Origin of the sequence: Pontibacillus salicampi (assembly GCF_042434395.1) — a bacterium.
GTDB lineage: Bacteria > Bacillota > Bacilli > Bacillales > BH030062 > Pontibacillus > Pontibacillus salicampi.
Map to the genome: position 1 here is coordinate 374,860 of NZ_JBHLTP010000013.1, position 25,828 is coordinate 400,687.

At 43.9% G+C, this 25,828-nt stretch carries 18 protein-coding genes; 14 read left to right on the forward strand and 4 right to left on the reverse strand.

Annotation, left to right across the window (positions count from 1 at the left end):
- Positions 1 to 254: 254 nt before the first annotated feature.
- Positions 255 to 485, forward strand: coding sequence for a hypothetical protein (locus ACFFGV_RS17335; RefSeq protein WP_377350549.1), 231 nt, complete (start codon positions 255 to 257; stop codon positions 483 to 485).
- A 75-nt stretch (positions 486 to 560) separates the two neighbouring features.
- Here ACFFGV_RS17335 and ACFFGV_RS17340 read toward each other — a convergent pair whose 3' ends face one another.
- Entirely contained in the window at positions 561 to 1,481 is a 921-nt protein-coding gene (locus tag ACFFGV_RS17340; RefSeq protein ID WP_377350551.1) for a zinc-dependent metalloprotease, read from the reverse strand.
- A 961-nt stretch (positions 1,482 to 2,442) separates the two neighbouring features.
- On the opposite strand from ACFFGV_RS17340, the gene ACFFGV_RS17345 reads away from it, so the two are divergent.
- From ACFFGV_RS17345 to ACFFGV_RS17365, 5 genes are all read left to right on the forward strand, one after another.
- Entirely contained in the window at positions 2,443 to 5,256 is a 2,814-nt protein-coding gene (locus ACFFGV_RS17345; protein ID WP_377350554.1) for a bifunctional diguanylate cyclase/phosphodiesterase, read from the forward strand.
- Positions 5,257 to 5,341: 85 nt separating this feature from the next.
- Positions 5,342 to 6,973, forward strand: coding sequence for a thiamine pyrophosphate-binding protein (locus ACFFGV_RS17350; RefSeq protein WP_377350556.1), 1,632 nt, complete (start codon positions 5,342 to 5,344; stop codon positions 6,971 to 6,973).
- Positions 6,974 to 7,146: 173 nt separating this feature from the next.
- On the forward strand, positions 7,147 to 8,013 hold the full coding sequence (locus ACFFGV_RS17355) for a MurR/RpiR family transcriptional regulator (RefSeq protein WP_377350559.1): 867 nt from the start codon (positions 7,147 to 7,149) through the stop codon (positions 8,011 to 8,013).
- A complete protein-coding gene (gene murQ / locus ACFFGV_RS17360) occupies positions 8,010 to 8,900 on the forward strand; it encodes an N-acetylmuramic acid 6-phosphate etherase (protein WP_377350561.1) in 891 nt (296 codons plus the stop codon). The genes ACFFGV_RS17355 and murQ overlap by 4 nt, the downstream gene beginning before the upstream one ends.
- A gap of 18 nt (positions 8,901 to 8,918) precedes the next feature.
- Positions 8,919 to 10,343: a PTS transporter subunit EIIC gene (locus ACFFGV_RS17365; protein WP_377350564.1), complete on the forward strand. Its 1,425-nt coding sequence runs from the start codon at positions 8,919 to 8,921 to the stop codon at positions 10,341 to 10,343.
- Between the two features lie 41 nt (positions 10,344 to 10,384).
- On the opposite strand, the gene ACFFGV_RS17370 is transcribed toward ACFFGV_RS17365, so the two are convergent.
- Positions 10,385 to 11,416 (reverse strand): YecA family protein, encoded by a 1,032-nt coding sequence (locus ACFFGV_RS17370; RefSeq protein WP_377350567.1) that lies wholly within the window; start codon positions 11,414 to 11,416, stop codon positions 10,385 to 10,387.
- Positions 11,417 to 11,562: 146 nt separating this feature from the next.
- Between ACFFGV_RS17370 and ACFFGV_RS17375 the strand changes: the two genes are divergently transcribed.
- Positions 11,563 to 12,546 (forward strand): nuclease-related domain-containing protein, encoded by a 984-nt coding sequence (locus ACFFGV_RS17375; RefSeq protein ID WP_377350570.1) that lies wholly within the window; start codon positions 11,563 to 11,565, stop codon positions 12,544 to 12,546.
- 529 nt (positions 12,547 to 13,075) lie between these two features.
- Positions 13,076 to 14,443, forward strand: a complete 1,368-nt coding sequence (locus ACFFGV_RS17380) for a DUF2252 domain-containing protein (protein WP_377350572.1) — start codon at positions 13,076 to 13,078, stop codon at positions 14,441 to 14,443.
- 13 nt (positions 14,444 to 14,456) lie between these two features.
- On the opposite strand, the gene ACFFGV_RS17385 is transcribed toward ACFFGV_RS17380, so the two are convergent.
- Together ACFFGV_RS17385 and ACFFGV_RS17390 are read right to left on the reverse strand one after the other, a co-directional pair.
- Positions 14,457 to 15,431 carry a bile acid:sodium symporter family protein gene (locus tag ACFFGV_RS17385; protein WP_377350574.1) on the reverse strand — a complete coding sequence of 325 codons (975 nt, stop codon included), beginning with the start codon at positions 15,429 to 15,431 and terminating at the stop codon, positions 14,457 to 14,459.
- A gap of 315 nt (positions 15,432 to 15,746) precedes the next feature.
- Positions 15,747 to 19,007: an SNF2 helicase associated domain-containing protein gene (locus tag ACFFGV_RS17390; RefSeq protein WP_377350577.1), complete on the reverse strand. Its 3,261-nt coding sequence runs from the start codon at positions 19,005 to 19,007 to the stop codon at positions 15,747 to 15,749.
- A gap of 224 nt (positions 19,008 to 19,231) precedes the next feature.
- Here ACFFGV_RS17390 and ACFFGV_RS17395 point away from each other — a divergent pair, with 224 nt between their 5' ends.
- The 6 genes from ACFFGV_RS17395 to ACFFGV_RS17420 all read left to right on the forward strand — a co-directional run bounded on the left by ACFFGV_RS17395 (position 19,232) and on the right by ACFFGV_RS17420 (position 25,828).
- Entirely contained in the window at positions 19,232 to 20,224 is a 993-nt protein-coding gene (locus tag ACFFGV_RS17395) for an ABC transporter ATP-binding protein (protein WP_377350579.1), read from the forward strand.
- On the forward strand, positions 20,221 to 21,210 hold the full coding sequence (locus ACFFGV_RS17400) for an ABC transporter ATP-binding protein (RefSeq protein WP_377350581.1): 990 nt from the start codon (positions 20,221 to 20,223) through the stop codon (positions 21,208 to 21,210). The genes ACFFGV_RS17395 and ACFFGV_RS17400 overlap by 4 nt, the downstream gene beginning before the upstream one ends.
- A 44-nt stretch (positions 21,211 to 21,254) precedes the next feature.
- Entirely contained in the window at positions 21,255 to 22,886 is a 1,632-nt protein-coding gene (locus ACFFGV_RS17405) for an ABC transporter substrate-binding protein (protein WP_377350583.1), read from the forward strand.
- A 72-nt stretch (positions 22,887 to 22,958) separates the two neighbouring features.
- Positions 22,959 to 23,963 carry an ABC transporter permease gene (locus tag ACFFGV_RS17410; protein ID WP_377350586.1) on the forward strand — a complete coding sequence of 335 codons (1,005 nt, stop codon included), beginning with the start codon at positions 22,959 to 22,961 and terminating at the stop codon, positions 23,961 to 23,963.
- 18 nt (positions 23,964 to 23,981) lie between these two features.
- Positions 23,982 to 24,893, forward strand: coding sequence for a nickel transporter permease (gene nikC / locus ACFFGV_RS17415; protein ID WP_377350588.1), 912 nt, complete (start codon positions 23,982 to 23,984; stop codon positions 24,891 to 24,893).
- Between the two features lie 344 nt (positions 24,894 to 25,237).
- Entirely contained in the window at positions 25,238 to 25,828 is a 591-nt protein-coding gene (locus tag ACFFGV_RS17420) for a DUF6305 family protein (protein ID WP_377350590.1), read from the forward strand.

A 25,828-nucleotide genomic window follows, 5' to 3' on the forward strand; every position in this document is an offset into this window, starting at 1 on the left:
GAAATTAGCTCATAAATTTCAATATTCGCCCATAAATCAAGAAATCCGCCCATAAATGTAAAAATTCGCCTATAATTTCAATAATTCGCTCATAAATGGATTTATGGCCAAAGAGAGTTATATGTTGATGAATTGGAATAAAATAGAAGAAGAAACAGATTTAAAATTTTGCTTCTTTCTTTTAGAATGGTACATAGATGTTTATGACATGAACGCCTATGGAAGTGGATGTTAATAAAGGAGTTGGACGCGCAATGGCAATGGTTCTCAATGTCATTTTCCTATTAAGTACATTAGCTTTAACTAAATTCTCTATGTCTTCCCTACTACTAAAAATCTATTACACCATCGCTCTTGTCATGAGTGTGGTAGGTATTGTATTTATGATTGTCATGTCCGGCTGGGTGGCTTACACTGGTGGCATTATCGCGGCAGGTGTGAGTTTTTTAGGCTTGCTTGGCATCGTCTTTATCCTATTGAAATAGTCATTAATAAATAATAGAAATACAGAAAGGCCCGCATCCTTATTGGATGTGGGCCTCTTTTGCAATAGATTATATTTAGTTACCGTACCAGTTGCGGTGAGCTTCGATTTGATTATCGTGCTCTGTACCCCAGTAGTCCACCTGATAAGAATAGTCATAGTTCATGATGCACTTAATCCCGCTTCCTTGTGCATCGTGTCCTAGTCCATAGTTATGAGAGATTTCATGCTGAGCTGCGTGCCACGTGTTCTCCGCACCTTGGTCAAGGTTTACACTAACCGCACTACCATTAGGAGCACTTGGATACACATATGCAATACCGCCAGAATTGAAGTTCGAATCCCTCGTGAAGCCTACTACGAAATCATAGCCTTCTCCATTCCAGTCTCGGTCTAAATCTTGTAGAATTTCATTTGCATTGTTTCCTTGTGAGGACCACTCTGCAAATACCTTCACTTCTAAATCAATATTATGGTCACGCGTAAAGCCATTATCGGCATTCTCAATAATATTCTTTGTGTAGGTTTGCCAATCGCTATGCGCTGCACGATACTCTTCATCTGCTGCAATGAGGACCGTCGCGGTTTTTGCTTCTCCAGAAGTATTGCTTCCACCATCATTACCACCAGAACCAGAATCGTCATTGTCGTCACAGAACAATAGGCAAAGCTCTTGGCTGCTTTGGTTAGAAGCATGCTTCTTTGCTTGTCCAGGAACTACATTACGGTTGCTTCCTTCTGTCTTATCAATCTTCTTGTGACCAATTTTCTTCCCGTTTTCGTTCAATACCTTCGCTTTTGTTTCCTTTTCGACTACTGCAGGTTTATCAAAGTTTTCTTTGGACTTTGATGCTGCCTTAGGCAATCCATCAATATGTACCTCATTCCCCTGTGAGTCCACTGTTGTTTCCATAGAAGTGGCACTCGCACCCGTGAACGCCGGAAATGCCGCTACAGATAAAGCTAATGTTAAAGTGATGAGTCCTTTACGCTTCATGTTCTTCTCCCCCTGAAAATATAATATGTGCTCGAGCAACTACTAATCTATCACAGCTTTAAGTAACAAAAGGGGAGGTATTTTGTATCAATTACTTAACCGGGTTAGGTATAAAAAGGACTTTTTCAACCTCTTTTATACAAAATAATCCAATTATTGGGGGATAATCGAATTACTTGTAAATAAATTGTTAAATTGTAAAAGGATTTTTATGTTTAAGGCTCTGGCGACTACAATGCTGATGTTAGATTGATCGATAGAATGGAGGTAGTGGAGGAGTTGAATTCGAGCTTTTTCAGGGATGGGTTAAATGGGTCCTATGCGATTATTAGCCGATTCCTTTCTTCCAATAAATGTAGTCCGCATAAAAGGCGTTTTAGAGAAAAATAGATCATAGGCATCCATGTACAATATTCGCAATTGTATGGGGCATTACAGTTATCTCCATATATTTCAGGCATGTTGAAAGAGCAGAAAGGTGGTGTGTTCTGTGCTTTTCTTACTATGACTCGTTTGTTCCTTACATTATATAATGATAATATGTACCTATTATTGTTAATTTTTACTAGAGTAGGGAGGGGAGGACAGAGCCGTGCTTATTGTATGAAGAATGGGTTTACATAGTTTATTAGGAAGCGGGAGAGCTTGTTTAGAGAATAGAAAAATGGAGTGCGTTTCTTTTTAGTGTATCAACGAGAAATGAAGGAGGAAGCCTCTATCGGCACCTCCACTTCCATCAGCCTCTTTTCCTATCACTCACAGGGAGTAAGAATAGTGCTAGTGCTCTATTTCAACCGTTGAATGGAACAGAGATAATGATACTGAATGTAAATAGAACGTGAAGATAATATTAATTTTCCAAGGAAAGTAGGAATTGACTCGTTTTTTGTCGAAAAGAGTACAACAAGGTGAGCTGTATCCGATATAGTTAGTATAGGGAATTTATAAGGGGGGAGTACGTATGTGTAAAGAACACTCCAGATATTCACGACTTGCAAACTTAACCAAGATGATCAACACGAAATTAGAGCTTCGTGAAGTGCTTCAACATGTAGTGACAGCCATATCAGAGGAGATTGTGACCTGTGATACTGTCGGTATTTACTTACCACAGGGTGACGGTACGTTCCGTGGATATGTCGGTAAGCCCGATGTCCTTAATGATATGACGCTGGACATGCATATAGTTGATCCAGAAAACGATCCCCTTGTGAAAGAAGTCATTCATTCGCAAAAATCAGTGTATATAGAGAATACCGATGACGATCGCCGTCCCGATCAGCAAGCCGTTCATTCGTTCGGGATTAAATCATTGTTGGTAACACCGATTTCGTATGATGAGGAAATGTACGGACTTGTCTTTTTATTCGATTATGGTATTACGATGAAACTGACAGATACAGAGATTCAAACTGTGGAAGCGTACGTTAACATGGCTGCTGTTGCAATTCGCAATGCGGAGACAATTACTCGAAAGGAAAAGCTGTTATCGGAGAAGCAGCTTCTGCTGGATGTATCGAGAGAGCTATCATTGTCTGCCTCCATTAAAGATGTACTGGATAAATGCTTCGACTATGTAGGACGCGTTTTGGATAACCATGATATCGGAGCCCATTTGCTAGACCCTACAGTTCAGCATAAATTTAAACCTGCCATGTTAAATGATAAAAGCAATTGGACAGAGAAAGAGTGGATGCGCACTCACCGGAAGGTAAATTTAAATCATAGCAGTGACGAAGTGTTTCAGGAGGTTATCCAAACAAAGAGTGCCGTTTTTATTAAAGATGTCTTTGAAGATAATCGACCTAATCATTTTGCTTGTCGTCAATTTGGCATTAAAGGTATTTATATGATGCCACTTCGCGTAATGGGAACGGTGCTTGGGACGATTGCTGTAGTGAATTTGAACAGACCGGGCCTTGTGTATAAGGAGTCAGATATGCAGCTAGCTCAGTCGATTGTGGATACGACTGCCTCTATTTTATATAACCTGCTCTACATGGAGAAGCAGGAGGAAGTGATTGCAGAGCGAACGTCAGAGCTTCAGCAGAAAAACCAGGAGCTAGGGGAGGTTGTACAGAAATTACAGCGCCTCAGCAGAGAAAATGAGATGATATTGAATTCTGCCGGGGAGGGAATTTTCGGCTTAGACATCCATGGCATCATTACGTTTTGTAATCCAGCAGCTGCCAGCTTGCTTGGGTATGAAAATAAGGATGAGCTGATCGGGAAGAGCTACAAGCGTATCTTTTTCCGCATTCCTACTCAATCGTCTGCTTCCTCCTATTTTTCTGTTCAACAAATTGCGCTAACGAAATATGGTACGGACGAAAAGTTTTATCGGAAGGACGGCTCAGACTTCCCTGTAGAGTACATTATTTCTCCTATTAAAGGAGAGGATGCTGAATCGGGCTACGTGGTAACGTTCAAGGACATTACCTTCCGGAAGCAAATGGAGGAGAAGGTAAAATATCATGCTTATTATGATAGTATTACGAATTTACCGAACCGAGTTTTGCTAAAAGACAGACTACACCAGGCTATTCAGAACGCTGCTTTACACAATGAGCAGCTAGCTGTCTTGTTCCTGGATTTAGACCGTTTTAAGAACATTAATGATACGTTTGGACATAGCTTTGGCGATTTATTGTTATCCCAAGTAGGGGATCGGCTGCTGGATAGTGTTCGAAAAGTGGACACTGTGTCGCGGCAGGGTGGTGATGAGTTCACCATCATCCTCCCTAACATTCAACACCATGAGGAGATCGAGTGGATTTCCGATCAGATTTTGGATTCTTTCTCGAGACCTTTTGATTTGGATGGGATGGAGGTCTTCACCTCGACAAGTATTGGTATTAGTGTGTATCCTCACGATAGCGAGGATCCGGAAGTGTTAATAAAAAATGCTGACACCGCGATGTATAAGTCAAAAGAGCTCGCAGGGAACAAGTATCAGTTTTATACGAAGGACATGGACGATCACAGTATCGAAAATGTAAAAATTGAAAATGCCTTATATAAAGCGTTAAGTAAAGATGAATTCCACATCTATTATCAGCCGCAGATGGATGCTGTTCAGGAAGAAGTGGTTGGAGTAGAGGCATTAATTCGCTGGGAGCATCCGACAATGGGAATGATTTCTCCAGGAGAATTCATTCCCATTGCAGAAGAAACAGGCTTGATCATTCCGATTGGCGAGTGGGTTCTCAGGCAAGCCTGTCAACAGATAATGGAATGGAAGCGGCAAGGGTATGCTTGTCTGTCGGTTTCGGTAAATTTATCCGCCAGACAGTTCAAGCAGCGAAATTTAGTGGCAATCGTCAAAGAAACCCTTGAGGAAACAGGTATTGATCCGGAATGCTTGGAGCTTGAGTTAACAGAGAATATTATTATCCAGAATACAGACGATACCATTAAAACAATGCGAGATTTGAAGTCTCTCGGTATTAAGATTTCGATTGATGATTTTGGAACAGGTTATTCCTCGTTAGGGTATTTAAAGAACTTCCCAATCAGTACATTGAAGATTGATAAATCCTTTGTACACGATGTGATGGAGAACGAAAACAACGAAGCGATTACCCACACCATCATTACGCTTGCTCACAATCTAAACCTTAGAGTAATTGCTGAAGGAGTAGAGACAAAGGAGCAGCTGGATTTTCTAGTGGCGAAGGAATGTGATTATCTACAGGGCTATTACTTCAGTAAGCCGATTGATGCTGCAACATTCAAAAAGAAATACCTACAAAGAGAGAGCAGCACGTCCTTTTAAATTGGTGATAAGAGCATGGCGGTTTCCAATTAGGAGGCAGGTCGTGTTGTTATGTATATTATTAAAGTATAGGGAGATGGGAAATATGAAAGCAGCACGGGCGGTATTAGATTATTTGAAGCAAGGCGGGGTAGAATACATCTTTGGTATTCCTGCTGGTTCTGTGAACGCAGTGTTTGATGAGTTGTATGAAATGCCGGAAATTACTCCAATTATTACAAAGCATGAAGGTGCTGCCTCTTACATGGCTTGCTCCTATGCGAAATATGCTGATAAGCTCAGTGTATGTATCGGCAGCAGCGGTCCAGGGGGGACGAATCTTGTTTCTGGTGCCGCGAACGCTATGCGCGAGCATTTACCAGTGTTATTCTTTACTGGCTCTGTCCCTGTTCCAACAATGGGATTAAATGCGTCACAGGAATTGGATGCTCAGCCTATTTATGAACCGATAACAAAGTACAGTGTAACGGTTCAAAAGGCAGAGGACTTGCTGGATGAGGTAGTAAAAGCTGTAGAAATTGCATTGAGCGGTGTTCCCGGTCCTGTACATGTGGCGCTGCCAATAGATGTGCAGCTAGAGCAAGTTGAAGAAAAGGCCATTCCTGAGTTTCCTGTGCGGGAGCATGTCATCCCTCCTGAGGAAACCATTACACAACTGGCTAAAGAGCTCATTAATAAGGAACCGGGCTATCTTTTTGTTGGACAAGGGATAAGAGGTTCTTCAGAGCTAGTAATGGAGCTTGCGGAAATGCTAAATTGGCAAGTCATCACTACACCACAGGCAAAGGGATACATACCAGATAACCATCCATTACTGGCAGGTATTTTCGGATTTGCAGGTCATGAGTATGCTTCGGAATTAATGAATGAAGGAAGCGGGAAAACATTATTTGTCATTGGCTCAAGTCTTGGGGAAACTGCTACGAATAACTATAATAATAACCTTGCTAAGGATCGCTACGTCATTCAAATGGATTTTGATGAGGACGTATTTAATCGTAAATATCCAGTAGACCTACCCGTGCACAGTCATATTAAAACAGGTCTTACCATGCTTATTGAGCAGCTCAAAGCAATGGGAGTCTCCCATACACCTTACGAAGAGAAGCGGGCTTTCTCTACTAGAACGGAAGAGTACAATACACAAAACGTATTGTTTAAGTTACAGGAAATGCTGCCTGTATCAACACGCTACACCATTGATATTGGAGAGTTTATGGCTTACGTTGTACACCATATGGATGTGTATGAGCCGAATACGTTTGATATTAATGTTCACTTTGGTGCTATGGGAAGTGCAATTGGTGGTGCAATAGGCTCCTATCTTGCAGAACCAAACCGTCCTGTCACCTGTATTACGGGCGACGGCTGCTTCTTCATGCACGGCATGGAATTGTTGACCGCAAAGGAATATAATATGCCTATTCTGTTCGTTGTGTTAAATAATGCACGGCTTGGTATGGTGTATCACGGACACTCGCTGCAATATCAGCGTGCACACGAGCGTATTTCTCAGGATGCTGTTGATATTGCCGCTATGGCAAATGCCCTTGGAATTAAGAGCATGCGAGTGGAAAGCATGGATGACTTACATGTGGAAGCAATGCAAGCTCTACAGCAACAAGATGGTCCCATGATATTAGAAGTAGATTTAGTAGATCCGAACATCCCGCCAATGGGGGATCGTGTGAAATTCTTATCTTCCTTTGGGAAGTAAAATAATAGTTGAAGGTAGGAAATGGCCCTTTTATAAGGGTCATTTTTTTAGGCAAAATGTTTCTGTATTTGAAATATTGTTTCAAAAATTGAGTAGATATCGATTTTTTATTTCAATAGCAGTATACTATGTGTAAGCGCTTAAGCATTTGCATACTCAATTGAGGTGTTAATATGAACGGAGTTTTATATCGTGTAAGAGAATCAGTGGCGACTGTAAAGCCTGCGGAGAAAGTAGTAGCTCAATACATTTTACAGCATCCTGAGGATGTAGTGGGAATGTCAGTACAGCAGCTTGCTGCTAATTGCTATTCCAGTCCAGCAGCAGTTCTCCGCTATTGCAAAGGGATTGGTTATGAGGGCTTTAAGGACTTTAAGCTTAAATTAGCAGGAGATTTATCCATCATCAGCATGCATGAATTAGAAAAAGAAACACTGGAACCGGGGGATTCTCTCGAAAATATTATGTCCGTCATAACGAAGAACAACATACAATCATTAACGGACAGTCTGCAGCTGCTGGATTTGGAGGAATTAAAGAAAGCGTATCAATTATTGATGGATGCGAACAAAATCGACTTATATGGGGTAGGATCGAGTTATTTAATAGCATCGGATGCAGTGCAGAAGTTTATGAGAATTAATAAGGTGTGCACTGCCTATAGTGATTTTCATATGCAGCGAGTGTCAGCTGTAAACTTAGGGCCTGACGATGTGGCGGTAGCGATCTCCTATTCAGGGGAGACCACACAAATTCTCGAGTGTATTCGAGTCGCGAAAAGTCAGGGAGCTAAGGTAATTACGATTACGAAATATGCAGACACACCTATGAGTGCGTTATCGGATGCCATTTTGTTTGTTGCTGCGAAGGAGGATGATTTTCGCAGTGCAGCCATGACGTCTCGGATGGCCACCCTGAATGTTATTGATATTCTATATACCGCGTGCGCCCATGAACAATACGACGATGCACTTTTTCATTTACGAAGGACGCATGAAGTGATTCAGCAGAGCGGAGAAAAGGGAGGAAGAAAGACATGATCCAACATCTCACTACAGAAACACGCAACGAAAATACAATGAACCTGGACGATATGAGCACCAAGGATTTTCTAAGGGTAATGAATGAAGAAGACCAGAAGGTGCCCAAAGCCGTGGAGCAGGAAATCGATCATATAGAACAAGCGGTTCAGCGAGTGGTCGAGTCGTTTCAGAGCGGCGGACGCTTGATTTATATTGGAGCAGGTACGAGTGGACGATTGGGTATTTTAGATGCTGTCGAATGTCCACCGACGTTTGGTACGCAATTTGAACAGGTTCAAGGCCTCATCGCAGGCGGTGAAGGAGCCATCATGAAAGCCGTGGAAGGAGCAGAGGATGATGGTGTAGCAGTCGTCGAGGATTTAAAGCAGATAGAGCTTTCCAATAAGGATACCGTAATTGGACTTGCTGCGAGTGGACGCACCCCTTATGTAAAAGGCGGACTTTCCTATGCTCAACAAATAGGAGCACACACCGTAGCGATTAGCTGTAATAAGGGTGCTGAAATTAGTGCCTTTGCTGAAGTAGCGATTGAGGTGATGGTAGGGCCAGAGGTAATAACCGGCTCCACCAGACTAAAATCTGGTACTGCCCAAAAACTAGTAGTAAATATGATTTCAACAGGCGCGATGGTTGGCATTGGAAAGGTGTACGGAAATCTCATGGTTGATGTGCAGCTTACCAATCAAAAGCTTGTCGAGCGAGCGAAAAATATCATTTCACTTGCGACCGGCGTAGCAAAGGAGAAAGCAGCCTCGTATCTCGAAAAAGCAGATCATAAACCGAAAGTGGCTATCGTCATGCTAGAAAAGCAGTGTACGAAACAGGAAGCAGAGGATAGCTTGGAAAAAGCTAATGGGTTTGTTCGCCATGCCATTATGAAATAAGAAAGGTAGGGGAAAATCATGAACAATCGAGAGCTTGCTCAACATATATTGGACCATTTAGGCGGGAAAGAGAATATTTCTAGCTTCGCTAACTGTATTACGAGGCTGAGAGTCAATGTAAAGGATCATTCAAAGGTTAGCTTAAAGGAAATAGAGCAGCTAGAGGACGTTATGGGAGTCGTGGAGGACCAGACGATACAAATTGTGTTAGGACCAGGTAAGGTTTCCAAAGTGGCCTACGAATTTGGTGATTTGACTGGAATATCTGGTGGGGAGGTCGAGCAGGAGGAATTTGATGTCGCCACCGACACAAAGGCTTCCTATAAAGCAAAACAAACCACTAGAGTACAACAAACGCTCCGACACATAGGGAACATCTTTATTCCTCTCATCCCAGGCTTTGTAGCATCTGGCTTAATTCTCGGTATCGCCAACTTGATACTGAACCTAGCTAACCCAGAAGCCGGGGTACTGGACCCAGCCATATTGGAATCAGAATGGTATCAGCTGTTGAAGGGCGTAGGTGGATTGCTATTCGGCAGTCTTGGTATTTTCGTTGGGGTTAACACAGCCAGGGAATTTAGAGGAACACTCGTCCTTGGTGGTATTGCAGGCTTGATTATTTACGCACCAGTGTTAAGCGATATCGGCACCCTACCGCTGTTTGGTCTAGAGCTGAATGTAAGCACCGGCTTAGGCGGCTTGTTAGGCGTTATTATTTCTGCCTACATTTTTGTCAAAATAGAGCTATTCGTACGCAGAAGAATTCATGATAGTCTGGACCTTCTCGTAACCCCGCTTATCACAATTCTGCTCGGAGCACTTATAACCGTAGCTATCATTCAGCCCATAGCAGGATTTATTATGGGGGGCATTACCTGGTTCCTAGTCGATGTCATGCTGGAAATTGGCGGTATTGTTGGAGGATTCGTACTAGCCGCAACCTTCCTTCCGCTCGTAACTCTTGGCTTACACCAGGGATTAATACCAGTACACCTTGAGTTGATAGAAAGTGTAGGCTTTACGACCTTGCTGCCTGTTCTAGCCATGGCCGGAGGTGGACAAGTAGGAGCAGCAGTGGCGATCTACTTGAAAACAAAGGATACACGCCTACGCAAAACCATTATTAATGCTTTACCTGTTGGAATACTAGGTATCGGTGAGCCGCTCATTTATGGTGTGTCTCTTCCGCTCGGACGACCATTTTTGACAGCTTGTCTTGGAGCAGGCTTTGGCGGGGCGTTCCTCGCTATTGCTAATACGGGAGCCATAACGGTTGGACCTTCCGGTGTTGCGTTAATTCCACTTATTGCAGATGGAAAATACCTTTCTTATATCATCGGACTAGTTATCTCCTATCTCGGCGGATTCATCTTGACCTACGCATTTGGATTTAAGAAGCATATGGTGGACCGCTTATACGATCAAGAAAAAGCAGCATAATAAAAAATCCCTGGTCTCCGCGAAGACCAGGGATTTTGTCGTTACTGAGCTTGCCCTTGTTCAAACATATTGTGGAAAATACCAGAAACCTCTACCGTACGTTTGGAAATGGTGTTCGGGCTAACGCCATATTTCGTTCCGAGTCCTTTTTGAGTTACCTCACGTGCCGGACCGAACAGCGAATCCGTGCCAAAGAAGTATTCTAAAGTAGCTGCGAATACCTCGGGCTTACGAATGGTTGGATGGTGATTATCGCAATAGGCCATCCAGAATTGTTTAATGTGCGTTATCTCTTCTTCAGAGAAGATGTTACGATCCACTCGTTCATCGAGAAGATTCATCACTTCATGCTCCTCTGGCTTCCCTTCCCATTGCTCTTCTGCATCTTCTTGAATAGGGTTTTTCATTATTTCTGACAATTTCGTGAGCTGATTCAAGAAATTTTCAGAGAAATAATCAAGTCTTCCCTGACCGTTATGATGCGCTTCATACTCCTTATCAAACGAAGCGATATACCGCTTATACGTGTTCTCTTCCATTGGCATAGAGAATGGAAGGAAACGATTATACTCGCCCCACGCTCCAATCATCCCAATGAAGTAGGACATATCCAGTGATTCAGAAGCGTTCATTTGAATCGTAAATGTATGGCCCGTGAACGTATTACGCATGGTAGCTAATGACTCAGTTGGCTGCGCATCTAAGTGAAAAATACCAATTTCTGCTTGAGACCATTGTTCAAACGACTGCTTCGTTGCTGGACGCTTCACCGCAGAGCCCTTATCTTCGATGTACTCTTCAATAATCCTCTTTCCATTTTGAAGCGGACGGAATAAAGAGGTGTGTAATACGGCCATCAAGTTGAACAGCTTTTGGTTCGTCTTAGCAGGCACTCTTGGTACGTGGAAGCCGTAATGAGTGTACGTATATTCATTCAGTTTATTAAGAAGTTGATTTAACTCTTCGTCTACTAGTTGTGTAGGGAAGGCAACAACCTTTGGATTACCGTGGCATTTTTTATATTTTTTACCACTGCCACAAGGACAGGGTTCATTTCTGCCTACTTCTATCATACTATCAATCCTTTATCTAACGTTTTCAGCAACGTATAGTGTACTATAAATCGTGTCTTTAGCCAAATGTGTGACAATTGCAGGAGTTCTTAAGCTAGCAAAGAATATAGGTAAAGCAGTGTACATTTTCCAAAGGAGTGATGCAAATGAAAAGAAACCGGCCATTAGTGCTATGGAAGGAAGAAGCACTATTGAGAAGAACGATGCATAGAACAGAACTAGCTTCAAGTGTTGCGATGAGGCAGTCGGGGCACAGAGGCGAACAAGAATTAGATTACCATTTAAGCTTTTTGCCATCAGGATTCAAAGCTTTTCAGGACTTGCGTCTCTTAGGGGAGGGAGGCGTATTTCAAATGGATACCCTTATTGTCAGCCCCTATTTTGCGATCATCATAGAGGTGAAAAACTGGAGTGGAAAGCTCGTTTACAATCAAGAGCGAGGCCAATGGATTCGGTTCGATGTTTCCGGAAAGGAAGAACGATTTCCAAACCCATTAGGCCAGGTACAGCGCCAGAAGCATCATTTACTAAAATGGCTTCGTCCCCACCTTCCTCAACCTCTCCCAATAGAAACCCTCGTCACGTTAAGTAACCCCAATTGTATAATGGACACCAACAGTCCCCATCTTCCAAACGTCCTTCACACCGAAAATATCATTAGTAAAATAAAAGAGCTGAACTCATGCCATCGCAAACAGATTCTCACAGAAGCCCAACTGCATACCATAAGCCAGCATCTCCACCAAAACCGTCTAACCGACCGACGAAACCCTCTTTCTACATTTCATATCGGAAAAGAAGACATATTGCCAGGAGTCTTCTGCCCCCTCTGCCAAAAGCTCCACATGAAATGGAACCGTCGCCGATTTAGATGCCCCTTCTGCGGCCACTCCTCAGCAAATGCATATCTTTACGCCTTATATGATTACTTTTTACTATTTGGGGAAAACGTCACCTGCAAGGAGGCACAAAAATTTTTGAAACTCGACAATAGGCATACCACGTATAAACTACTGCAGCAAACAGGATTTCGAAAGGAAGGCACCAACAAAGGCACAAAATACTACCAACCTGACAACCTGGTAGATAGATTAGAAGAACAGTATCGGAGGCAGAGGAAGAGAGGATAGCGGAGGAGCAGGAAGAGCGCATAACTTGGCAGGGAGAGCGCATATCTGGCCGGGAAGAGCGCATATCCGGCCGGGGAGAGCGCATATCCGGCCAGGGAGAGCGCATATCCGGCCAGGGAGAGCGCATATCCGGTCAGAAGAGCGCATATCCGGCCAGGGAGAGCGCATATCCGGCCCGGAAGAGCGCATATCCGGCCAGAAGAGCGCATATCCGGCCAGGGAGAGCGCATATCCGGCCAGGGAGAGCGCATATCCGGCCCGGAAGAGCGCATATCTGGCCGGGAAGAGCGCATATCCGGTCCAGAAGAGCGCATATCTGGCCCGGAAGAGCGCATATCCGGCCAGAAGAGCGCATATCCAGCCCAGGAGAGCGCATATCTGGCCGGGGAGAGCGCATAACTTGGCAGGGAGAGCGCATAACCCAGCCAGAATCCTCACCTCCCCATCCCAATGGCTATTCATCTTCCAATTCACTCCTCTTTACGCACCTTATTAAACCCCTCACAATATGAAATAGGAGGTTGATGGAATGGTTCAACAAAAGACGAAGCAGAATAGAGTGTTAGATACGAAGCGATATTTACGAAAGCAGACGTTGCATACCATTTTGGAGCAATTTGATAATGAGATTATGGGAATTAGTCAGACGGATCGGGTTCAAAAGTATGAAAAGATGAAGCAGGATTCGTTCAGCTTTTTCCGTGGTAGTGCATACCTTTTTTATTATGATGTAACGAATATTCCTTTTTCTTACCATACTCCAGCGGATAAGCCGACATGGATTATGGGAGACCTGCATTTTGATAACTTTAGTGCGTTTCAAAATGAGCAGGAGGAAATTGTGTTTGACGTAGACGATTTTGATGAGGGGTATCTCGGGTCTTATTTATATGATGTGCTCCGGATGGTTGTGAGTATACGATTGTTTGCGAAGCAGCAAGGTTTTGGTGAGAAGGAGCAGGACGAGTTTGTCGATCGTTTTGCGAAGTCATATTATAAGCAGCTGAAGAAGTTTACGAAGGAAAAAGAAAGTCCTGTGTCCACTCGTTTTACGGTAGACAATACAAAATCTGCTATTAAAAAGGCGCTCAAGAAGTTAGAGGAGCGTAAGGCGACACATGAGCTGGACAAGCAGACAACGATTAATGAGAATGGAAATCGTGTGTTTGATCGGGAAAATGTGAAATTGGAGCCTGCTTCGAATAATGAATTTAAAGAGATTAAAAAGGCGTGGCGCCAATATATGAACAGTGTAGATCAGGATGATTTTCAAGGAGAACATCATTATGAGATAAAGGATATTGTGAAGAAGAAGGGAGCGGGCATTGGCTCCACCGGACTGAAGCGTTTCTATATTCTAATTGAGGGTACTCATGACAACGCACATCACGATGATATTATTTTGGAAGCAAAAGAGGCGCGCACTCCTGTACCTGCCTATTTCTTCCCGTATGATCAGGAATTCTGGGCTGATCACCATCATCAGGGAGAGCGTGTCATTGTGACGCAAAAAGCGATGCACCATATGGCTGACCCGTATCTTGGTTACTTTACCATGCAAGGTCGTGACTTTTATGTTCGTGAGCGTTCCCCGTATGAGAAGGATTTGAAGGAGAAGCATCTGACGGAATATGACGATGTAGAAAAGACGCTGAAAACAATGGGTAAAATTGCAGCAAAAATTCATGCTCGTGCTGATGAAGATTTGGATCAGGAAATATTAAGCTATCATAGTGAGGAAGAGATTTTGAAGGCCATTGGGGAAGATAAGGATGGGTTCATTAACGAATTATTGCTATGGTCTAAGTTCTATCAGGAGCGGGTAGAGAGTGATTTTCAACTGTTCCAGGAATGGTTAGATGAGTACTACCAAAAAATTAAAAAGCGTTCCCATTAGGATAAGCTCCCGGCTAAACGGGAGCTTTTTCTATGTCTGACTGCTGCTGAGAATTATGTTCCTTCTCGTTTGATTTACGGAAAATGGTCGCAATAATTGGACCAGAAATATTGTGCCATACACTGAATATGGCGCTTGGTACGGCAGCGAGTGGACTCATGTGGGCCGTAGCCAGGCTTGCTCCAAGACCAGAATTCTGCATACCGACTTCAATCGAAACTGCTCGCTGCTTAGAGGCAGGCATGCGAAATAGCTTACCAAATGCAAAGCCAACACCGTATCCCAACATGTTATGAAGAGCGACGATGGCGAAGATGACCGCGCCTGTTTGTGCGATTTTTTCCTGATTTAGGCTGACTACTGCTGCTACGATAGCGACAATCGCGATAACGGATACAAGCGGCAATGCTTTTACTCCTGCTTCGACTTTAGATCCAAATAGTGCTTTTAACAACAAACCTAGTCCGATTGGAATTAAGACTATTTTCACAATCGACCAGAATAGGGAACCGGCCTCAATAGGCATCCATTGACTTGCTAAGAAGTAGACGAGTACAGGTGTTAACAATGGTGCAAGCAAGGTGGAGACTGCCGTAATTGCGACGGACAAAGCGGTATCCCCTTTGGAAAGATACGTCATCACATTAGAGGATGTTCCACCCGGACAACAGCCTACTAATATCACCCCAGCTGCTACCTCTGGGGATACAGGTAGGAGGGTTGCTAGGACAAAAGCCAATAGTGGCATGATGAGAAATTGAGCACCTACTCCTACTGCTACATCTTTTGGTCGACGGGCAACCTCTTTGAAATCGTCTTTCGATAAGGACAGCCCCATGCCAAACATAATTAGTCCGAGAAGCGGAATGATGTAGGGCACAATCCAGGTGAAGCCTGCTGGAAATAAAAACGATACAATGGCAAATGCGATGACCCAGATAGCAAAGGTGCTTCCCATAAAGCCGCTGATTTTTTCAAGTGTTTTCATGATGGTCTCCTCCTTTATGTAAGACTAAGAGAGCTTGTACAAAGCAATCCCTGAGCCTTCCTTACTATAACGTAAGCAACAGTATATCCTATCGTCAGAAAAATCAAAACCTTTTATTCTTTTTTTTCTTAAATATAAACGCTCTGTAAAACCAAAATGTAGATATTAGGCTGTTCCAAATAAAAGGGAGCTAGGGAAGACGTGAGTTCGAGCTGATTTTTGTTAGAGAGGGATCCTGTCACCTTGCTTCCGATGAACGTAACAGATCCTTCTCTAATACAAAAAAGCCCCACTGCTAAACAGTAGGGCACTTCGTTAAATGCTTAAGATATCGCGGATATCGTCTTCGGTTAAGGCTGAAAGGTTGCCTTCGCCAGACTGAATCAGCGTATCGAATAGGTTTTGCTTCTTTTCTTGCAAGGCTTGAATCTTTTCTTCAATCGTTCCTTTCGCTATCATTTTTACGACCTGGACAGAGTTTTTCTGACCAATGCGGTGTGCTCGGTCGGCAGCCTGTTGTTCGACTGCCGGGTTCCACCACAGGTCGTACAGGACGACTGTATCTGCTCCGACTAGGTTCAATCCAGTTCCTCCCGCTTTTAAGGAAATGAGGAACATATCCTTTTCTCCCTCGTTAAAGCGGCTAGCCATATGCACGCGGTCTTGTGATGGCGTGGATCCGTCCAAATAAAAGTAGGAGAATTGCTCTTCTTCTACGGCTTGTGCGATTAAATCGAGCATAGACGTGAATTGGGAGAAAATGAGCAGCCGCTGTCCATTGGCGCGTGCTTCCTGTAAGAAGCTTCTCAGCTCTTCAAGCTTCCCAGATTCTCCTTCATAGTTGTCGACAAACAAGGAAGGATGACAGCATAGCTGGCGTAATCGAGTCAGGTTGCTCAATATTTGCATCCGATTTTGCTGAAAGCCGCCACTTTGCAGCTGATTTTTGGTTTGCTGCTGTATTTCCTGTAAATATCCCACGTAGAGCTGTCGTTGTTCCTTTGTTAAATCAGTGTATCGTGTCGTTTGGATTTTATCTGGCAGCTCTGTGAGAACCTCCTTCTTCGTCCGACGAAGCACAAACGGAGATATTTTCTTTTGGATTAGGCTTTGTTCAAGCGTTTTAAAGGTTTTCCGGTCGTACAGTAAGCCAGGCATGACAACAGAAAATAACGTCCATAGCTCCTCCGCTCGATTTTCTACCGGTGTTCCTGTTAAGGCAAAGGCTGTTTCCGCGCGGACGGCACGAACAGCTTTATAGGTGAGAGAGGTATGGTTTTTAAAGGATTGAGCCTCATCCAGTAATACTCCCTGGAAAAAATACGGTAAATATAAATCCGTATCCCGTCTAAGCATCGGATAGGAGGTAATCACTAGGTCCACTCCTGACAAGTCCTCCATTTGTTTTGTACGCTCTTCCTTAGAGCCGGATACAACGCGGACGGACAAATTGGGAGTGAACTTACTAGCCTCCTGCTCCCAGTTATAGATGAGCGAGGAAGGGGATACGACAAGAAATGGGTGATGATCCGGACGTTCCTTCCTGCCTGCAAGGATGTAGGCAAGTCCTTGTAGTGTCTTTCCTAATCCCATTTCATCTGCTAAAACGCCGCCGAAACCGTGTCGTGCCAGTGAGCGCAGCCATTGGAACCCACGGAGCTGATAATCTCGTAGGTTTGCCTGCAGCGTATCAGGTGGTGTTTCTGCTAACGTTTCTGGGTGCTGAATAGCCTCTACTAACTGTTTAAAGGCTTCACTTTGTTGGACTCCTGTCGAGGTGTCCACCTGCAGAGCCCGATATTTTGGTAATTGAACAACTCCATCCTCTAACTGGTTAGCATCAATGTCCAGCTGTTCAAATAATGATCTTGTCTCCTCCCAGGCATCTTCCTCTAGGTCAATGATACGCCCGTTACTGAATTGATGATAGTTCTCTTTATCCTTCAGGGATTGTAAGAGGGAAGATATGTCACTATCCGTCAAATCTTCGGTTGGGAAACGAACCTCAAACCATCCATAATTCTCATCCACATCCAAGGCGAGTGGTATTTCCTCTGGAATATCATTATACATGTCGTCCACTTCTTCTGAGGTAATGACTTCCGCCCGCTTGGTTAGCTCAGGCAGTATAACATAGAAGAAATGTCCGAGATCATGTCCGCCAGAGAGCGATAAAACCTCTCCATTCCAATGGAAGTTTGCTTGTTCAATTAAATTCATAACCTGGCGTTCCTTTTTCATATTACGGGAAATCATCATGTCTGGATTACGACGGTATGTTTGGAATGGATTAATCTTCTCATCCCCATATTCAAAAACGAGATGAGCATGCAACGAGCTATCCTGCTTTGTCAGCTTCACAACGGGATAGCACTCATACCGTTTCAGCTTGTCGGTAATGGAATCATCGACTTCGAGTAAGTTATGGGCCTCTAAAACAGGGAAGACTGTACCGGCCATCTGCTCTATATGCTCCTGCTGGAACAGCTGTGTATTATCCAGCTTTTCCGACAGGTGGTTGTAAAGCGGGGTTACAGTCTGGCGAATAGACTCATTGATACTATAAATGGTTTCATTCTTGACGAAATAGCCAGAATCCGCAATCTGCTTACTTATGAACCCGGTGTCCTTTATGGTTAAGGAAAAATGACCGCCTTCCTTTGAAAGGATAAACGATTCTGGAAACCGGTCATGGATAATATGAAAGGGCAGATCCTCCTTATGTCGCTTCATGACTACAGCATCACAGTCTTCGAGCAAGGGAAACAACCCATCGATAAAGTGATTAGGTAGTTGCAGGCTTTTTTTCATACTGGCAGCGTAGTAGAAGTCGCTGTCTTTAAAATACTGCTGACTCTTTACGAGGGGATAAAGATACTCTAGTACACGTGCATCCTCTTCTGCCATAATCATCTGGTCTGGTTCGTAGGTGTAGTGAGGCGTAAAGAACATAGGCTCACGGGCATACCAGGCATCGACAAACTCTCCGATATCTTTCACTACGTACAATCGGTTCGTACCTACTTTTAAGCTCAATTCTAAATCCTTCGGTCTAGTGAAGCTGGTGAATATTCCTTCTAATTCAAACTGGACATACAGCGGCTCCTTGGAGGGAGTAAAAAGAGTTTCCTCTTCTGTTACTTGCTCCAATAGGTTATCTACAAACGAATTGGCTTGTTGTATTTGCTGGGAGGTTGGCTCCATAGGACCAGCTGTGTCTGGGTCTTTAGATTTCGATTCCCCTTTATTCCAAACGGTTCGATTATTAGTGTACTTTTCGATGGTTTCGAACATTACGGCCACCATATGCTTACACACCTGGACACCATCCTTATAGGCAGGACAGCTGCATTGTCCCTCCAGGTAATCTCCTGTTTGTTTGGAAAAAGTCAGCTTTACCTCATAAGGCCACGACCTTGAACCAGTTACTCGTGCAAATATATGTGTAAACCGGGGGTCTGACGTACCATACCGATTTATATTAACAACTGCTCCCTCCTGATAATAGGAAGCCCCTCGTTTATACATTAGCCAGCCGCTATTTTCCAAAATCTCAGACGCTGTTAGTTGAATCATCACCAGGTCTCCTTTTCTAAAACGCATCTTGTACAATACTGTCATTGTATCGCAAATTTCCTTTATAACAAAGTAACGACTGTATGTTTCCGTTTGACATTGAATGCAATTATTTTTAAGAAAAATGAGAAAAATACAAAAATATAACAAAGGTATGTATAATATTACATAAGTTATCAATAAATTCAGAAAAATAGTAAAATTTAAATAAAGGAGGGGTGACTGTGACAGATAAGGCAATATTAACAGTAGACAATCTACATACGCACTTCTTCACTAAATCGGGAGTAGTAAAGGCAGTAGACGGTGTCAGCTTTAATGTGAAGCCTGGAGAGACACTAGGAATCGTCGGAGAATCAGGCTCAGGAAAAAGTATTACTGCCATGTCCATTATGCGACTCATTAAGGATCCTCCAGGAAAAATTGTCGAAGGGAATATTACCTTTAAAGGAGAGGATTTGTTAGCAAAATCAGCTAAAGAAATGCGATCCATAAGAGGAGACCGCATTTCCATGGTATTCCAGGACCCGATGACATCCTTAAACCCTGTCTTCACTATTGAGAAGCAGTTGGTTGAAACGATCCGGGCTCACCGAGATGTAACTAAGAAGCAAGCAGTGGAAAGGGCTGTGGAGCTATTAGATTTGGTCGGTATCCCATCAGCTCGAAGCCGGCTGCGAAGCTATCCTCATGAATTCAGTGGCGGAATGAGACAGCGCGTGATGATTGCTCTCGCCTTGTCGTGTGATCCTGAGGTTCTGATAGCGGACGAACCGACGACAGCGTTGGACGTAACGATACAAGCGCAAATTTTAGAGCTGTTAGCCCGTCTGCAAAAGGAATTGGGTATGGCGATCATTATGATTACTCACGACTTAGGGGTAGTGGCGGAAGTATGTGACCGCGTTATGGTCATGTACGCCGGAAAACCGGTGGAATTTGCTGACGTAGCGGAGTTATTTGAACATCCGAAGCATCCATACACGTGGGGCCTGCTTAGCTCCATACCGACGATAGCGAACAAAAAGGAGCGATTGGATGCTATTAAGGGGATTCCACCTGATTTGCGGGCCCTGCCAGCGGGATGCAGCTTTGCTCCGCGGTGTAAGCATGCGATGGAGGCATGTCAGCATGTAGACCCTGGATACGTAGAGGCAAGAAGGAATCATCAGGTTCGTTGTTTATTGTATGAAGAAAAAGAGGTGGCGATGAAATGACCGAGCTGCTGCGAGTGAGTAATTTAAAGAAGCACTTCCCGATTAAAAAGGGGGCAATTATCCCGAAGCAGGTTGGAGCTGTACGAGCAGTTGACGGTGTTTCTTTTTCGGTAAGAAAGGGAGAGACACTAGGCTTAGTTGGGGAAAGCGGCTGTGGAAAGTCAACAGCAGGACGCTCCATCCTCCAGCTTATTCAACCAACATCCGGTGAGGTGGTCTATAAAGGAGAAGATATATCTCACGTAAAGGGAGAGAAACTGCGGCAGCTGCGCCGGGAGATACAATTAATTTTCCAGGATCCATACGCCTCCCTTAATCCGCGCATGACGGTGGAGCAAATTATTGAAGAGCCGATGCGAGCATTTAAGGTTCCCTCAGGTGAAAGAAAGAAGAAAGTAGAGGAGCTTCTCAATGTGGTTGGCCTAAGCTCTTATCATAAGCATCGCTACCCTCACCAATTTAGTGGCGGACAGCGACAGCGGATTGGAATTGCCAGAGCGCTAACATTAGATCCGGAGTTGATTATTTGCGATGAACCCGTGTCGGCACTTGATGTATCGATTCAAGCACAGGTCGTCAATTTAATGGCAGATTTACAAAAGGAATTCGACTTAACCTACATATTTATTGCCCACGACTTAAGTGTCGTTCACCATATTAGCGATCGGGTTGCGGTTATGTATCTTGGTGAAATTGTGGAAGCAGGAGAAGTGGATGAAGTATATGAAAATCCTAAGCATCCTTATACAAAGGCATTGCTTTCCGCGATCCCAGAGGCAAATCCTCGAAGGGACAAGGAACGAATCATGCTGGAGGGAGATTTGCCAAGCCCCTCCGATCCACCAAAAGGGTGTAAGTTCCATACCCGTTGTCCGTTTGCAGAGCAAAGGTGCAGGGAGGAGCATCCTGTCCTGAAAGAAGTAGGAGCAGGAGATCATCAGGCAGCATGTCATCTTGTCGATGAAGTAGTAAAGCAGCCTGTATAACGAGCGTTTTACTACTTATCAAATATATTATAGGGGGAACGATTATGAAATCATCATTTTTACGCGCCTTACTAGCTGTAGCCTTGCTAAGTTTATTAGCCCTTGCTGCATGTAGTGGAGGCGATTCTGAAGAAGCATCTTCAGAGGGAGAGTCAGAAGGCGAAGAGTCTGCATCTGAATCAACTGGAGACAATACCCTTGTCTTTGGTCGTGGTGCTGATGCACAGAAGCTCGACCCATCACAAGTAACCGATGGAGAATCGATTTATGTAACCCAGCAAATCTATGACACACTAGTCGATTACGAGCAGGAAGGAACGGAGGTAAAGCCTTCCCTAGCAACCGAATGGGAAGTCAGTGATGATGGAAAAACATACACCTTCAAGCTAAGAGAAGATGTTAAGTTCCACGATGGAACTGATTTTACGGCGGAGGATGTTGTCTTTAACTTTGAGCGTTGGACAGAGTCTGCTGACTTTATTTACTACGGCTACATGTTTGGTGCTAGTGAAGAAGACAAAGGTGGCATTATTGAAAAGGTGGAAGCAACTAGCGATTACGAAGTGAAGTTTACGCTGGAAAAACCGAATGCACCATTTCTTTCCACTCTAGCTATGCCGCCATTTGCCATTGCCAGCCCAGATGCTGTTCAAGAGCATGGTGAAAATTACTTTAAGAACCCAGTTGGCACAGGACCATTCACATTTGAATCATGGACACAAGGAGACAAGATTCAGTTAGCGAAAAACGAGGATTACTTCGGTCAAGTGGCAAGCGTGGATAATGTTGTTTTCCGTGTCATCCCAGATAACGGAGCACGCTTTATGGAATTGCAATCAGGCTCTATCGATATGATGAAGGGCATGAACCCTCAGGACTTAACGAAGGCTGAGGACAATCAGGACTTGCAAATCTTCCGCCGTCCATCCATGAACGTTGGATACATGGCGATGAATACAGACAAAGAAGGTCCTTTAGCGGATAAAAAGGTTCGTCAGGCTATTAACCTTGCTATTAACAAAGAGGATTTAATTAAGCTTTTTGAAGGTCTTGGGAAAGAAGCGAAAAACCCTATGCCGCCAAGTCTTTGGGGATACAACGATTCTGTTGAACCATACGGCTATGATCCAGAAAAAGCGAAGACGCTATTGGCAGAAGCAGGCTATGGTGATGGCGTAGATGTAACCCTTTATACAATGTCTAACCCACGTCCATATATGCCGCAGCCAAAAGTAACAGCACAGGCTATTCAGCAAATGCTGGCTGAGGTTAATGTGAACGTAGAAATCGTTGAAAATGAGTGGGAAACCCATCAAACAAAAACGCAAAATGGCGAGCATGACATGGCGTTCCTAGGCTGGACGGGAGACAACGGAGATCCAGACAACTTCTTATACGTATTATTAGATAAGGATAATGCGAAGAAAGGTTCAGCAGGGAACATTGCCTTTTATAAAAACGACGAGGTGCATGACCTGTTAACAAAGGCTCAAACAGAGATGGAGCAGGAAAAGCGAGTAGATTTCTACAAGGAAGCACAGAAAATTATTCATGAGGACGCACCATGGGTACCTGTTGCTCACACCACACCACCTGTTGCTGCTCAATCGAATGTAGGAGGATACATCCCTCATCCAACAGGCTCAGAAGCATTTAACCATATCACACTAGAATAGCAAGATTCCGTCCGGTCAGACGCTGGAGTCTGATCGGATGGATACATAACGAAAAGCAAAGGAGGGGTGTATGTGTTTCAATATATTGTTCGACGATTAGTAATGGTCATCCCAGTATTAATAGGCGTCTCCATTATTGCCTTTTCCATTTTACATATGATCCCTGGTGATCCGGCCCGCAGTATTCTCGGCAATAAGGTGAACGAAGCACAGCTGGAGCAATTGCGCGAAGAGCTTGGCCTGAATGACCCTTACCTTGTGCAATACGGAAGCTTTGTCGCAGATACCCTGCAAGGAGATTTAGGGAAGTCAGTTAAATCGAACAATCCTGTCTCAGAGGAGCTGAAAAATCGTTTGCCGGCAACGGTCGAGCTCAGTTTATTTGCTATTACCATAGCCACGGTAATTGGTGTACTCGCTGGAGTTGTTGCTGCGGTGAAGCAGTATTCCTGGTTTGATAATATAAGTATGACCGGAGCCTTATTTGGGGTTTCCATGCCGATATTTTGGCTGGGGTTAATGATGATTATGCTCTTTTCGGTCACCTTAAATTGGCTGCCGCCATCTGGTAGATTATCGACCGGGGTTGAGCTGCAAACGATTACCAACTTTTATTTATTAGACAGTGTTCTAACATGGAATTGGACAGCCTTTAAAGATGCCTTTATCCATTTAATTATGCCGGGTGTAGCACTTGGGACTATTCCGATGGCTATTATTGCTCGTATGACACGCTCCAGTATGCTGGAGGTAATGAACCAAGATTACATTCGGACAGCTAATGCTAAAGGGCTTGCCAGCTATCTCGTCATCTTCCAGCATGCCTTGAAAAATGCCTTTCTGCCTGTGTTAACCGTTATTGGTTTACAATTCGGCTTCTTACTTGGTGGGGCGGTATTAACGGAAACCATCTTCTCCTGGCCTGGAGTCGGCCGCTATGTACTTCAGTCTATACTAGGAAGAGATTATCCAGTTGTTCAAAGTACAATTATCGTTATTGCTGTCATGTTTGTTTTTATTAATTTAATTACCGATGTACTGTATAAATTATTTGATCCGAGGATTCGCTATGACTAAAAAAAGGAGTGGGCTAGTATGTCAGTAGAATTGCAGCAGGCAAATCAAGAAACTGAAGCTGAGGTTACCCAGACTGCTCCCAAGGAAGTGAGCTTATGGAAGGATGCTCTTTCTCGGATTATTAAAAGCAAAACCTCCTTTATCGGTTTAATTATTATAACGTTATTAATCATCATTGCTATCTTTGCGCCGTTAATTGCGCCGTATGATCCTGTTTCAGACGCTTCCGTTATCGATCGCTATCAAAAACCATCTGCGGAGCATTGGCTGGGTACGGATGAGCTCGGTCGGGATATTTTCAGCCGTATTGTGTACGGAGCTCGCATCTCCATTCAAATCGGAGTAATCGCCGTCGGTATTTCGGGTGTTATCGGAGTACTGTTAGGCGGCATAGCCGGCTATTTCGGACGTTGGGCCGATATGATTATCATGCGCTTCATCGATATCCTAATGGCTTTTCCAAGTATTCTCCTTGCTATCGCAATGGTGGCAATCATGGGTAAAGGACTAACGAATGCAATGATTGCAGTTGGAATTGTCGGTATTCCCCATTTTGCCAGAATCGTACGCTCCACCGTCCTATCCGTGAAGGAGAAGGAGTTTGTAGAAGCAGCACGTGCTACCGGCGTGAGGAACAGCCGCATCCTCTTCCGCCACGTCTTACCGAATACGATGGCACCGCTTATTGTGCAAACCACCTTAAGCGTAGGTACGGCCATTCTCGACGCAGCAGGCTTGAGCTTCCTGGGACTTGGCGCACAAGCACCAAAGCCGGAATGGGGGGCCATGCTGAACGCCGGTCGAGATGCACTACAAACAGCACCATGGGTTATTACCTTCCCAGGCTTAGCCATCCTGTTTGTCGTATTAGGCTTTAACCTGTTAGGCGACGGATTACGAGATGCACTGGACCCTAGATTGAAGCAGTAAATGCTGGAAAGCAATAGGGTAACTGGGAGAGCAGCCTTCAAGCATTTATGAGCTATGATTACAATTTATGAGTGGATGTCCGACTATTATAAGCTGTTTAAAATTTTATGAGCGAATTTTCCACATGTACGGGCTATTATCAAAATTGTTGTGCCCCGTCCCCTCTGCGGCTGTCACCATGCTGCAAAATAGCAGAAACGAGATGCTAAATAATGTGCTGGATAAAAAAAGGGGATTTCAAAGAAGAAGAGAATAGTGTAGACTAATGGATAAAGTTATGTACTTTATCCATTTTATGCGTTTATGTGTTAAAGTATAATGTGGAGGAATTGGAGGGAGATGTGTTGAAAAAATATAGTATGGCCTTGTTGTTGTGTCTCGTTTGTATTGCATATATCTTTTTTCAGCACAGTCAGGTGGCGTCTGAGAATTGGAACACATATCCTAATCTCCCTTCCCCTGTTGGAACGGAGCCCTTTTTGATTACGTCTGCAGGTCAGGCGACAGATGGAAAAGTATTTTCTTATCTTGCCAAGGATCTTCATTTAGAAGGGGATTATCGCCCACGCGCGCTGGCAAGTGACCTGTACGATTATCATACAATTGTTCTGGTAACGGGGTATAGCCCACATGGCTTGCATCAAACCTACCGAACGGTGGAGGAAGAAAAAAGTAGAGTACGAGAGTTAGTAGAAGAGGCGGAAGCAAGTGGAATTCCTTTAATTATTGTCCATATAGGCGGATCTAGCAGGGATGACAGTTTAACGTGGACATTTCTCAAAGAATCGCTCCCTCATGCGGAGTATGTGTTAGGATTGAGTCAAATGGAACAAAATGACAAGCTCATGTCCCTTGCCAAGCAGCATAAGGTACCCGTCACCCTTGTGGAGGAGCTTTCGAACATGCGAACCCCTTTTAACTCCGCTTTCCGATAG

What these genes read in the sequence shown, in the direction of transcription:
- ACFFGV_RS17390 (WP_377350577.1), bottom strand. Translation starts at nt 19,007, where the DNA reads ATGATTCAACTAACAGCGTCTGAGATTTTGGAAAATAGCGGCTGGCTA.
- ACFFGV_RS17370 (WP_377350567.1), bottom strand. Translation starts at nt 11,416, where the DNA reads ATGATAGAAGTAGGCAGAAATGAACCCTGTCCTTGTGGCAGTGGTAAA.
- ACFFGV_RS17375 (WP_377350570.1), top strand. Translation starts at nt 11,563, where the DNA reads ATGAAAAGAAACCGGCCATTAGTGCTATGGAAGGAAGAAGCACTATTG.
- ACFFGV_RS17355 (WP_377350559.1), top strand. Translation starts at nt 7,147, where the DNA reads ATGAACGGAGTTTTATATCGTGTAAGAGAATCAGTGGCGACTGTAAAG.
- ACFFGV_RS17345 (WP_377350554.1), top strand. Translation starts at nt 2,443, where the DNA reads ATGTGTAAAGAACACTCCAGATATTCACGACTTGCAAACTTAACCAAG.
- ACFFGV_RS17340 (WP_377350551.1), bottom strand. Translation starts at nt 1,481, where the DNA reads ATGAAGCGTAAAGGACTCATCACTTTAACATTAGCTTTATCTGTAGCG.
- ACFFGV_RS17335 (WP_377350549.1), top strand. Translation starts at nt 255, where the DNA reads ATGGCAATGGTTCTCAATGTCATTTTCCTATTAAGTACATTAGCTTTA.
- nikC (WP_377350588.1), top strand. Translation starts at nt 23,982, where the DNA reads ATGTCAGTAGAATTGCAGCAGGCAAATCAAGAAACTGAAGCTGAGGTT.
- ACFFGV_RS17385 (WP_377350574.1), bottom strand. Translation starts at nt 15,431, where the DNA reads ATGAAAACACTTGAAAAAATCAGCGGCTTTATGGGAAGCACCTTTGCT.
- ACFFGV_RS17365 (WP_377350564.1), top strand. Translation starts at nt 8,919, where the DNA reads ATGAACAATCGAGAGCTTGCTCAACATATATTGGACCATTTAGGCGGG.
- ACFFGV_RS17405 (WP_377350583.1), top strand. Translation starts at nt 21,255, where the DNA reads ATGAAATCATCATTTTTACGCGCCTTACTAGCTGTAGCCTTGCTAAGT.
- ACFFGV_RS17380 (WP_377350572.1), top strand. Translation starts at nt 13,076, where the DNA reads ATGGTTCAACAAAAGACGAAGCAGAATAGAGTGTTAGATACGAAGCGA.
- ACFFGV_RS17350 (WP_377350556.1), top strand. Translation starts at nt 5,342, where the DNA reads ATGAAAGCAGCACGGGCGGTATTAGATTATTTGAAGCAAGGCGGGGTA.
- murQ (WP_377350561.1), top strand. Translation starts at nt 8,010, where the DNA reads ATGATCCAACATCTCACTACAGAAACACGCAACGAAAATACAATGAAC.
- ACFFGV_RS17400 (WP_377350581.1), top strand. Translation starts at nt 20,221, where the DNA reads ATGACCGAGCTGCTGCGAGTGAGTAATTTAAAGAAGCACTTCCCGATT.